Genomic DNA, 11,048 nt, shown 5'->3' with positions numbered 1-11,048 from the left:
TGGAGAGGGCCCTCTCCAAGGATGGAGGCCCCATGCTGGTGATATTGGATGAGATCGATTACGTGAAGAACGGCGACTCCCTCATCTACACAATTCTGAGGTTGCATGAGGGAGGAGTCCCGAGGTCCCCGACGGTGGTGGCCGTGGCAAGGTGGGAGCCTCCTTACATGCTCGATGATTCCATAAGGAGCTTCCTCATACTGAAGCTCTCGCTCGAGAGGTACACGCCGGAGCAGCTGAGGGACATAGTGAGGTACAGGGCCAGCGAGTCCTTGGAGGAGGGAAGCTACGATGAGGAGGTGATAGATAGGGTGGTCGAGCTCTCCAAGCATACCGGTAACGCCAGGACTGCCCTGAAGATACTCTATCTGGCGGCTAAGCTGGCCGAGGAGAGGGGACTCAAGGTCATAACACCGGATCACGTAAGTGAGGCTGCTTCAAGGGTCGGCGTGGTGGGGATAAGTGAGGAGACCATAGCTCCTCTCGACATCCACGATAAGCTCCTCCTGCTCGCCGCCGGTAGGAGGTTGACCTCCTCGGGCAAGTCCTGGATAAGGATGGGCGACCTCCTGGAGGAGTACAAGCTCATCTGCGAGGAGGTCGGAGTGACGCCATACAAGTACACCGCGATATGGAAGAAGGTGAGGGACCTCAGGAACATGGGGTTCTTCGAGACCAAGAAGTCGGGTGAGGGCATGAGGGGGCAGACCACGCTCATCTCACTGGGATCCATCCCGGCAGATAGGCTGGTGATCAAGCTCAAGGAGATGCTCAGGGAGGACCTAAGCCCCCTTCCCTTCGAGCTCTAGCTTGTAGATCTCCTCAAGATCGGATAGTATCTCCCTCATGTCACTCTCCCTGATGCCCAACTCCCTGCACAACCTCCTCACGATCTTCCCACCGGCCTTGGCATCAGCCACGAGCAGGGGAACGATCTCAACCCTCACGGAGGCGGTGGATACATGGATCCTCCTCGCTATGTCCTCCAGGAACTTCTTGGTCCTAGACCTCAACTCCTTCGTGGCAGAGAGCTGCTTTATCATCTCGGGGGGCCTGAGCCTCTCCCCTTTGGGTCTCTCCTCCTTGGCTGCGCAGACCCCGAAGGTCATCAGCTGGGTGAAGTAGGCCAGGAACCTCCAGTTGTTGGTCCTTATTATTCTCCCCCTCATGAGGTCCGCAAGCGACAGCATCTCGTAGGCCCGAGCCAGCGAGCTACCCTCGTAGACGTGAGCCACGTTCTCCTCTATCCACCTGAAGAGCATGTCGGGATCCATGTCAAGGTTCAGGGAGGATAGGTAAGCTGGATAACAGTTCTCCCCGTAGAATACGGCACTCAGCACCTTGAAGACATCCGTCTCTATGTCCCTCTTCCCATACTTCTCACCTATGTACCTCGCCAGGTTGTGCGAGCCCTTCACCAGACCCTCGAGATCGTTTATAGCTGCCCTAAGATCGCCCTGACTGGATTTCGCTATCCTCGTCAGCACCTCCTCGGGGACCTCAAGCCCCTCCCTCTTGCATATCTCCCTGAGGACGCTCACGACGGTCTGCCACCTCACCCTTGAGAACTTCACCATCGTTGATAGGGATCTTATCTCGTACAGGTGCCTCTCATAGGGATCGTTGGCCGTCATGACCACTGGAACGTTCCCCCTCGCTATGAGCTCCTTCACAAGCGATGCTATTGTGTAGCCCTCACCCGGAAGCGCATCTATCTCATCAAGTATCACGATCCTCCTGCCACCCGTGAGCAGGCTCACAGCGCTTGAGCTCTCGACCACATATCGAAGGTGTTCCCTGTCCCGAAGATCGCTCGCGTTGACCTCCACGGCATCGTAGCCGAGCTCCCTAGCGATCGCATGGGCTGCGGATGTCTTCCCAGAACCGGGGGGTCCGACTATGAGCAGGGGCTTCACCCTTTTACCCTCTCTAACATCCCTGATCCAGCTCCTTATCTCCTCCACTGCCTCCTTCTGCCCCTTTATCTCATCCAATGTCCTGGGCCTATACTTCTCCACCCACGGAACCTCTCCCATGCGACTCACCGACCTCCACAAGTTTGGCCAGCATTGCAGCGAGCTGAACGTCTCCATGGGCCCCTTCGGTCACTCTGAAGTCTACCTCACTGAGGAATATCATCAGTCTGGCTTTCTCCTTCTCCGGTATCGTCTTGCTAGCGATTATCTCCCTGTTGAGCTGTCTTATCACGTCCTGGGCGGACATCCCGTAGTTTATCATCAGGTTCCTCAGGGCCTCCCTGGCTGAGAGGAACTTCCCCTTGAGGGCGGAGTTTATCATCGCCCTCACCTCCTCAGGATGAGCGAGTCCCGCGACCCTGTAGACCACCTTGGAGTCCACCTGGCTGGCCATCACGGAGGCGGTCTGAAGCAGATTTATGGCCCTCCTGAGATCCCCCTCGGCCACGTATATTATGGCGGATATCCCTTCCTCCGTGAAGCTGACCCCCTCCCTCTCAGCTATCATCATCAGCCTCCTCTTAACGGCCTCCTCCGGGATGGGGCCGAACCTGAAGACGGCGCACCTGGACTGTATCGGCTCTATTATCTTCGATGAGTAGTTGCAGGCGAATATGAACCTCGTGGTAGCTGAGTACATCTCCATTATCCTCCTCAATGCCTGCTGGGCGTCCGCTGTGAGGTTATCAGCCTCATCCAAGTGTATTATCTTGAACGGGACGTCGCCGAATGGGGCTGTCTTAGCGAAATCCTTTATCTTGGTCCTGATGGTGTCTATCCCCCTCTCATCGCTCGCGTTCAGCTCGAGGTAGTTCGAGGCCACGAGCTCCTCGGACTTGTAGAGATCGTTCGCCAAGGCCAAAGCGGTGGTCGTCTTTCCGGTGCCGGCGGGTCCAGCGAATAAAAGGTGAGGCATCGATCTCCTCTCGACGAAACCTTTCAATGCCCTTATTATGTCATCCTGACCCACGACATCGTCCAGAGTTTTCGGTCTGTACTTCTCCACCCACAGCTCGAACGTCATGCCCACCACCTTCTCGGGATCATTGAATCGATGGGATAATTTAATAACTCAGCTGGGCGCCTGAGGGTGAGGTAAGCGTATGTTCCCGGTGAGGTGCTTCACCTGCGGCAGTGTGATAGGGGACAAGTGGGAGGAGTTCTCCAGAAGAGTCCTGGCTGGGGAGGACCCCGGGAGGGTGCTGGACTCCATGAACGTAACCAGATACTGCTGCAGGAGGATGTTCCTAACCCATATAGAGCTCGCAGACCTGGAGCTGTCCTTCTCACCCCTGATGGAGAGGTGATCGCATGAGCTACGATGATACGAGTTTGGCGAACGTTCCTCCCGTCGAGGACAAGGATCTGCTGATACCCAAGCAGAAGTACCTCCTCTCCGGAGTTCACGTGGGAACCGGGATAAGGACCAAGGACATGGAGAAGTTCATATACAGGGTCAGACCAGACGGTCTCTGCATACTCGACATAAGGAAGATAGATGAGCGAATAAGGATGGCTGGGAAGTTCCTCGCGAGGTTCGATCCCGAGAGAGTGCTCGCAGTGTCAGCCAGGATATACGGATTCAAGCCTGTCAGGAAGTTCGCCGAGTACACGGGAGCCATGCACATAACGGGCAGGATACTCCCAGGGACGCTGACGAATCCCCAGGCTCCACTTCACCTCGAACCTGACGTGGTTCTCCTCTCGGATCCAAGGGTGGACAGGCAGATACACGTTGAATCCGTGAAGATGGGGATCCCCGTGGTGGCCCTGGTCGATGCCGACAGCATGCTAGAGAACGTGGACCTCGCTATACCTGCAAACAACAAGGGAAGGAGATCCCTAGCTCTCGTCTACTGGCTCCTGACCAGGGAGGTGCTGAGGCAGAGGAAGGTCATCCCCATGGACGGGGATCTCCCCGAGAGTTATGAGGACTTCGCTACTAGAATAATGGGAGTAAGGTGATCCCTTTGGGGGTGAGGAGGCCAGCCGTAGCGGGCTCCTTCTACCCCTCCAGGAGCGACGCCCTGCTGGAGCTGATGGAATCCCTCTTCAGGGGCGCCGGCGCCAGCGGAATACCTCGGCCCGATGAGGCCGGGGAGAGGAGAGTAGCATCCATGATATCACCCCACGCCGGTTACATCTATTCGGGAAGGACTGCTGCCTCAGCTTACTCCATCCTAGCTCAAGACGGTGTTCCCGACAGCTTCGTTATAGTCGGTCCCAATCACACTGGCCTGGGGTCCGCGTTCGCCGTCACTAAATCCAAGTTCTGGGAGACCCCCCTGGGGAGGGTTGAGGTGGATCTCGAGCTCGCTGAGGCCATATCCGATCACTTCAACGATCTTGATTTCGATGATCTGGCTCACGCTTGGGAGCATTCCGTTGAGGTCCAGATACCGTTCTTGCAGGCCATCTACGGCTCCGGATTGAGGGTGGTCCCGATAGTCATGGGCATCCAAGAACCGGGCCCATCTGTTGAGCTGGGAAGGGCAATAGCCCTGGCATCGGAGGGCATGGGAAGGGATGTTGTCGTCATAGCTTCCTCGGACATGTCCCACTACCTGCCCGAGGATGAGGCCATCAGGAGGGACAGGGCCGCCCTGGAGGCCATCCTCAGCATGAACGTCGAGGCACTCTTCAGGGTCATTCGGGACCTAGATGTGAGCATGTGCGGCCCTGGGCCGGCGTCGGTGGCAATATCCTTCGCTAAGCTCAAGGGAGTTTCCAGGGGGGAGCTCGTCAGGTACTCCACTAGCGCTGAGACCAGCGGTGATAGGAGCTTCGTCGTCGGCTACGCCTCGGTGGTGTTCAGGAGATGAGCGATCTCACGAACAGGAGGAAGGCAGAGCACATAAACATGGCGTTACTCGATGAGGTGGATCTCTCCTCGAGGTGCAACTGGTTCGACTTCGTCAGGTTGGTGCACAACGCTCTACCCGATCATTCCTTTGACGACGTCGACCTGAGCTGGAGGTTTTTGGGGTACGAGCTAGAGGCCCCCCTGCTCATAGAGGGTATGACCGGGGGACATGAGACGGCACTCTCCATAAACGAAGCCCTAGCAAAGGCCGCCCAAAACGAGAGGGTAGCTGTTGGTGTCGGTAGCCAGAGAGCTGCTTTATTGGAGAGTTCGTTGGTAAAAACATACAGAATAGTGAGAGATATCGCCCAAGACGTCCCTGTTATTGCCAATCTTGGGATATCCCACGTGCTCGGGGAGGAGGGCATCGATAACGCGAAGAGGGCCGTTGAAATGATAGATGCTGATGCCATAGCCATACATTTGAACCCGCTTCAGGAGATAATTCAACCTGAAGGTGATAAAGACTTCTCAGATTCGCTTATAGCTCTGAGAGATCTAGTGAGGGAGCTTGACGTCCCCGTGATCGTTAAGGAGGTGGGTAGCGGCGTCTCTCACGAGCTCTCGCTCACACTGAGGAGTGTCGGCGTGGAGTACTTGGACGTTGCGGGCCAGGGGGGAACCAGCTGGTCCCTGATAGAGGGTAAGAGGGCCCCCGAGGGGTCCATGGAGAGGGAGGCCTCCATCAGGTTCGCTGACTGGGGAATACCGACACCGATATCAATAATTGAGGCCTCAAAGGCCGATTTAAATGTGATAGGCTCCGGTGGAGTCCGATCCGGTCTGGATGCGGCCAAATGCATAGCCCTAGGGGCCAGGGCGGCGGGAGCGGCCAGGCCCTTCCTCCTGGCAGCGATGAGGGGGGCTGAGGATGTGACAAGATTACTGAGAAGCTTCAAATTTGAGTTGAAGCTGGCTCTTTTTCTCACTGGCTCTCTGACACCCGATCAGCTCAGGTTGAGGAGGTCATACTACCTTCTGGAGCCCCTCCTCTCCCTGGCGAGATCGAGACTCACGTTTTTATATTCCTAGGTCAGGAGGATGGGGGGGAATGAAGGATGACGCGGGACAAACCCTCCTACGTGAGGTTTGAGGTCCCCAAGGACCTCGTACCCAAGATCCTCGAGCTGGTCCAGATGTCCCGGACCACGGGAGGAAAGCTGAGGAAGGGAGTAAATGAGACGACCAAGGCCGTGGAGAGAGGAGAGGCCCTCTTCGTCGTTATAGCTGAGGACGTCAATCCTCCGGAGATAGTGGCACATCTACCACTGCTCTGCGAGGACAAGGGTATACCATACGCATATGTCCCATCGAAGGAGGAACTGGGCAAGGCCGCGGGTCTCGAGGTATCAGCCTCCTCGGTGGCTGTGCTCGACGCAGGACAGGCCAAGAGTCTGTTAGAGGCTCTGAAGGACAAGATGAAGGAGATCAAGGGTTCCTGAGGCTGAGCTACCTTTAAATTTCACTGACCACCTTTTTCATGGATGGTGAGCTGAATGTCCCAGGAAGCGGATAAGGGATTCTATGCTGAGGTTGTCGAGATAATAGGGCGCACAGGCGTTGCCGGAGAGGTCATACAGGTTAGGGCGAAGATACTAGTCGGCAAGGACAGGGGGAGGGTTTTGACGAGGAACGTCAAGGGTCCTGTAAGGGTTGGAGACATCCTGATACTCAGGGAGACGGAGATCGAGGCTAGGAAGCTGAAACCGAGGTGATATGAATGGCAGTGCTCCTCAGGAAGTGCTCCTTCTGCGGAAGTGATGTCGAGCCCGGGTTCGGATGGATGTACGTGAAGGCCGACGGGACGATAATGTATTTCTGCTCCTCCAAGTGCGCTAAGAGCTACCTGAAGCTTGGGAGGAATCCTAAGAAGGTTAAATGGGTTAGGAAAGCTAAGAAGGGCTAGCTGGTGAATCTTGTTGAGCGAATCCAGGGCTCAGAAGAGGTACAGGCAGCCCCTAGTTTCCGTCCTAGGGCACGTCGACTCGGGCAAGACGACCCTGCTGGACTACATAAGGAAGACCAGGGTGGCCAGCAAGGAACCCGGGTCCATAACGCAGCACGTTGGCGCCTCAGAGATACCTGTTGACGTCATCTACGAGGTATGCAGGCCTGTCATGGAGGCTCTGAACCTCAGGTTCGAGATCAAGACGGGGGGCCTGCTCTTCATCGATCTACCGGGGCATGAGGCCTTCTCGAACCTCAGGAGGAGAGGGGGTTCCGTCGCGGACATAGCGATACTCGTTATAGACGTGAACGGTGGTGTGCAGCCCCAGACAGTTGAGTCGATAAACATACTGAGGGAGAGGAGGGTCCCGTTCGTCATAGCCCTCAACAAGATAGACACCATATACGGATGGAGGCCGCAGGAGGGGAAGCCCTTCATATTGTCCGAGAGGAGTCAACCAGCATCTGCCCTGGCCGAGCTCGAGAGGAGGCTCTACAGGGTCGTGGATCAGCTGATGGGGGTAGGCATAAATGCTGAGAGGTACGATAGGATAAGGGATTTCACGAAGACCTTCGCCATAGTGCCAACTAGCGCCGTGACGGGCGAGGGGATCCCCGATCTCCTCGCCATACTCTTCGGCCTGGTGCAGAGGTACATGCTGGACAGACTGGAGGTGACGACGGAGGAGGGAAGGGGAACCGTGCTGGAGGTGAGGCAGCAGCCGGGCCTGGGAACAGTGCTCACCGCGATAATATACGATGGTACCATAAGGAGGGGGGACACCATCGTGGTGGCCGGAGCCAGGGGGCCCGTCGTGACTAAGGTGAGGAGCCTCCTGATCCCCGAGCCCCTTCAGGAGATGAGGATGACCAAGAGGTTCAGGGGAGTTGATGAGGTCTCGGCGGCTGCCGGGGTCATGATCTCCGCCCCGGACTTGGAGGAAGTGCTCGCAGGCTCCCCAATTTACGTGGTAAGGGATCCCAGTGTTCTAGATAGCGTGAAGAGGGAGGTCCAGGAGGAGGTCGAGAGAATACTGATAAAAACAGATAGGGTGGGTGTGATAGTGAAGGCCGACGCTCTCGGCACCCTAGAGGCCCTGGTGTCTCAGATAGAGAAGGAAGGCATACCCGTCAGGAGGGCCGACATAGGTGACGTAACCAAGGCCGACGTGTTCGAGGCGGCCGTGATGAGGGGGAGCGACGAGAGGTACGCAGCGATACTCGCGTTCAACGTGAGGGTCCCAGAGGAGCTGAGGAGGGAGGCCCTCTCCAGGGGCGTGGTGATCTTCGAGGACGTGATAATATACACGCTCATAGAGAAGTTCAAGTCCTACTTGGAGGATCTGAGGAGGAGGGAGGAGGAGAGGGTCCTATCCCAGGCCATATTCCCGGCCGAGATTCTCGTGCTTCCGAACTTCGTTTTCAGGAGAAGCGAGCCCGCGATAGTCGGCATAGAGGTGCTCTCGGGATCCATCAGACCCGGCTACCCGCTGATAAACGGGAGCGGAAGGAGGGTGGGTGTCATCTTGGATATACAGCACGAGGGGAACAGGATCCCCGAGGCGAAGGCAGGCCAGAGGGTGGCCATCTCGATAAGGGGAGGGGTCGTCGGGAGGAACGTCAAGGAGGGGAGGGTTCTCTACACAGACGTCAGCGAGTTCGAGGATGAGAGGTCAAGGGAGATTTACTTTAGTAAGATGAGCGATGATGAGAAGTCCCTTTACAGGAAGATAATCTGGATAAAGTACTCGGGAAGAGGGGAGTCCGAGGAGTAGTCGGGACCTCCCAGCGGTCCGCCCCGGCCGGCCTCTCATGAGTTTTTATAGACCACTTGATGTTCCCCTCGGGTGGTCGAATGTCCGCTAGCAGGAGGAGGGGTGTCGTCGAGGAGTTCCTCGCGCTGGACATAGGGGACCCCGGGACGGGGAGGACCTTTCACCTGAAGATGCCGAAGGAGAGCTTGAGATACTTCATGGGTAAGAGGATAGGGGAGGAGATCTCCGGAGATCCCATCGGACTACCCGGCTACACCCTCATGATAACAGGGGGCACGGACAAGGACGGATTCCCGATGCATCCATCCCTGCCAATCCCGGGGAGGAAGAGGGTCCTGCTATCATCACCACCGGGCTTCCACCCTAGGAGGGAGGGGGAAAGGAGGGCGAAGCTCGTGAGAGGAAGCATAATATCCGAGGCGACCAGGCAGATAAACCTGAAGGTTGTGAGGCGAGGGGAGAGACCCCTGGAGGAGCTCGTGGGAGGAGAGGCTTCGTAAGGTGATTCGATGAGCAAGGAACCGCTGCAACCGGAGATGAACGTTGGCACAGCGGGCCACGTCGATCACGGTAAGTCGACGCTGGTGCAAGCCCTAACCGGTGTCTGGCCTGAGAGGCACAGCGAGGAACTCAGAAGGGGAATAACAATAAAGCTAGGTTATGCCAACGCCGAGCTGAGGAAGTGCAGCTCCTGCGACCGCTACACGACGTCCAAGGTTTGTCCTGTGGATGGAAGCGAGACCGTTCTGATCAGGAAGATATCCCTGGTGGACTGCCCAGGTCACGATACCCTAATGGCGACAATGCTGGCCGGCTCAACGCTGATGGATGCCGCCCTATTCATAATAGCATCAAACGAGCCGGTACCACAGCCCCAGACCAGGGAGCACCTGATGGCGCTTAAGATAATGGGGGTCACCCAGATGATAGTGGTCCAGACTAAGATAGAACTCGTCAGCGATGATGAGGCTCTAGAGAATTACGAGCAGATTGTAAAGTTCCTCAGGGGAAATTTGGATGAGATTCCCCCCATAATACCTGTCTCAGCACTTCATGGAGTGAACATCGACTTTCTGGTGAGGGAGATGGTGAGGCGGTTCATTCCACCCAAGAGGGATCCGAACAGGCCACCAAAGATGTACGTGGCCAGATCGTTCGACGTCAATAGGCCAGGGACCAGACCCGAGAAGCTCGTGGGAGGCGTTCTGGGCGGCACCATCATACAGGGGAAGTTCAGGGTGGGGGATGAGATAGAGATAAGGCCTGGCGCCTACAGGGGAGGCAGGTTCATACCATTGACCACCAAGATAGTGAGCCTGAAGAGCGAGGAGACTCCCCTCGAGGAGGCCCATCCGGGCGGCCTCATAGGCGTGGGCACGCTCTTGGATCCCGCCCTGACCAAGGCGGATAACATGGTGGGTAGCGTGGTGGGCATGCCGGGCGAGCTCCCCCCGACCTGGTCGGAGCTCGATGTGGAGGCCAGGTTCTTCGAAAAGATAGTCGGCATGAAGGAGGAAATACCAGTTAGTAAGCCCAAGAGCGGGGACTTCATTCAGCTAAACGTGGGCACGGCCACGATACCGGCCGTCTTGAAGGAGATAAGCGGCGAGGACTTCATGAAGCTCATCGTGAGGATACCGGCCGTTGCGGAGCTGGAGCAGAGGGTGGCCATATCAGCTAGGGTGGGGAACAGGTGGAGGCTGATAGGCTACGGTCACGTCAAGGGTGGCGTCGAGTACAGGGTCACGGGATAGGGGGATATGGGCATCAGAGGAGTCTCTTTAGAAACTCCCTGTCCATCAGCAAGTCCATTATGGGTTCCCTCAATTCAACAGGCTCCCCATGCCTTGGCTCCGGGACCACTTTGTAGCTCCCGTTCCTGACGATCCCCTCTCGCGTGAGGTAGTAAGCGGCTCCCCTGGTCAGCTCGTAAGTTTCATAGTCGGGCCTGACCCCCCTGTGAATCACGTTACTCATGACGAGAACGCCCCTCCCGGAGTTAACGGTGACGTGCCCGTACTCAGGGGGTATCTCGACCAGGGAGCCCTGTCGAGCCCTCACGATGAGGAAGTCCTCCACTTCGAATGGGGAGGGTCCCCTCCTCTGGACGAGGAAAGTGGCCTCGCCCGAGTGCACGAAGTAAACCTCGGGCAGATGCCTCCCCCCCACCGGGAGGTGATAATGACCCTTCGTCTTAGCGAGCTCCCCTCCCACCTCCCAAGGAAGCACCACAGTCAAATCGAACCTCAGCATGCTATGAGTTAGGGGTGGCAGGTCTCTGTAGATGAGATATGCCGTTGAATCCTCCTTCAAGGCATCAGGGCTCATCAAAACTCTCTTCAGCTCACTCAACCGTCTGATCTCCGGCTCCACCTCTCTACCGTCCGCAAGCAATCTCAGCCCATCCTCCTCGAACTCGATGCCAGGGGCTATCAGCATCGCGCGATCGGATCTGATTAGTTTATAAGCGGTTTTCCGACCCTATGC

The 11,048-nt window shown here is 56.8% G+C and carries 14 protein-coding genes; 11 read left to right on the top strand and 3 right to left on the bottom strand.

Features of this window, described 5'->3' with window-relative positions; genetic code table 11:
- A partial coding sequence (locus BA066_02525; GenBank protein RDD53831.1) for a hypothetical protein occupies positions 1–809 on the top strand: 809 nt, incomplete at its 5' end.
- Here the strand turns inward: BA066_02525 and BA066_02520 are convergent.
- Together BA066_02520 and BA066_02515 are read right to left on the bottom strand one after the other, a co-directional pair.
- On the bottom strand, positions 783–2,093 hold the full coding sequence (locus tag BA066_02520) for a replication factor C large subunit (GenBank protein RDD53830.1): 1,311 nt from the start codon (positions 2,091–2,093) through the stop codon (positions 783–785). The two genes, BA066_02525 and BA066_02520, sit on opposite strands and share 27 nt — an antisense overlap.
- Positions 2,005–3,000 carry a replication factor C small subunit gene (locus BA066_02515; GenBank protein RDD53834.1) on the bottom strand — a complete coding sequence of 332 codons (996 nt, stop codon included), beginning with the start codon at positions 2,998–3,000 and terminating at the stop codon, positions 2,005–2,007. Before BA066_02515 ends, BA066_02520 begins: the two co-directional genes overlap by 89 nt.
- A gap of 79 nt (positions 3,001–3,079) precedes the next feature.
- Here BA066_02515 and BA066_02510 point away from each other — a divergent pair, with 79 nt between their 5' ends.
- The 10 genes from BA066_02510 (at position 3,080) to BA066_02465 (ending at position 10,315) form a co-directional block, all read left to right on the top strand.
- A complete protein-coding gene (locus BA066_02510; protein ID RDD53829.1) occupies positions 3,080–3,283 on the top strand; it encodes a DNA-directed RNA polymerase subunit N in 204 nt (67 codons plus the stop codon).
- 4 nt (positions 3,284–3,287) lie between these two features.
- Positions 3,288–3,941 (top strand): 30S ribosomal protein S2, encoded by a 654-nt coding sequence (locus BA066_02505; GenBank protein ID RDD53828.1) that lies wholly within the window; start codon positions 3,288–3,290, stop codon positions 3,939–3,941.
- 5 nt (positions 3,942–3,946) lie between these two features.
- Complete coding sequence (locus tag BA066_02500) at positions 3,947–4,798, top strand: MEMO1 family protein (protein ID RDD53833.1); 852 nt, start codon at positions 3,947–3,949, stop codon at positions 4,796–4,798.
- Positions 4,795–5,871 (top strand): type 2 isopentenyl-diphosphate Delta-isomerase, encoded by a 1,077-nt coding sequence (locus BA066_02495; protein RDD53827.1) that lies wholly within the window; start codon positions 4,795–4,797, stop codon positions 5,869–5,871. Before BA066_02500 ends, BA066_02495 begins: the two co-directional genes overlap by 4 nt.
- 26 nt (positions 5,872–5,897) lie before the next feature.
- Positions 5,898–6,281, top strand: coding sequence for a 50S ribosomal protein L7ae (locus BA066_02490; GenBank protein RDD53826.1), 384 nt, complete (start codon positions 5,898–5,900; stop codon positions 6,279–6,281).
- A gap of 54 nt (positions 6,282–6,335) precedes the next feature.
- Positions 6,336–6,554: a 30S ribosomal protein S28e gene (locus tag BA066_02485; GenBank protein RDD53825.1), complete on the top strand. Its 219-nt coding sequence runs from the start codon at positions 6,336–6,338 to the stop codon at positions 6,552–6,554.
- Positions 6,555–6,559: 5 nt separating this feature from the next.
- The gene (locus BA066_02480) at positions 6,560–6,745 is read left to right on the top strand and encodes a 50S ribosomal protein L24e (protein ID RDD53824.1); all 186 of its coding nucleotides are present in this window, start codon (positions 6,560–6,562) and stop codon (positions 6,743–6,745) included.
- 13 nt (positions 6,746–6,758) lie between these two features.
- A complete protein-coding gene (locus tag BA066_02475; protein ID RDD53823.1) occupies positions 6,759–8,561 on the top strand; it encodes a translation initiation factor IF-2 in 1,803 nt (600 codons plus the stop codon).
- 80 nt (positions 8,562–8,641) lie between these two features.
- Positions 8,642–9,061 (top strand): 30S ribosomal protein S6e, encoded by a 420-nt coding sequence (locus BA066_02470; protein RDD53822.1) that lies wholly within the window; start codon positions 8,642–8,644, stop codon positions 9,059–9,061.
- A gap of 9 nt (positions 9,062–9,070) precedes the next feature.
- A complete protein-coding gene (locus BA066_02465) occupies positions 9,071–10,315 on the top strand; it encodes a translation initiation factor IF-2 subunit gamma (protein RDD53821.1) in 1,245 nt (414 codons plus the stop codon).
- Positions 10,316–10,328: 13 nt separating this feature from the next.
- Here BA066_02465 and BA066_02460 read toward each other — a convergent pair whose 3' ends face one another.
- On the bottom strand, positions 10,329–11,000 hold the full coding sequence (locus tag BA066_02460) for a glucose-6-phosphate isomerase (GenBank protein ID RDD53820.1): 672 nt from the start codon (positions 10,998–11,000) through the stop codon (positions 10,329–10,331).
- Positions 11,001–11,048: the final 48 nt, after the last annotated feature.

The organism is Candidatus Korarchaeota archaeon NZ13-K (assembly GCA_003344655.1).
GTDB lineage: Archaea > Korarchaeota > Korarchaeia > Korarchaeales > Korarchaeaceae > Korarchaeum.
This window is presented reverse-complemented; position numbering and strand designations above follow the sequence as displayed.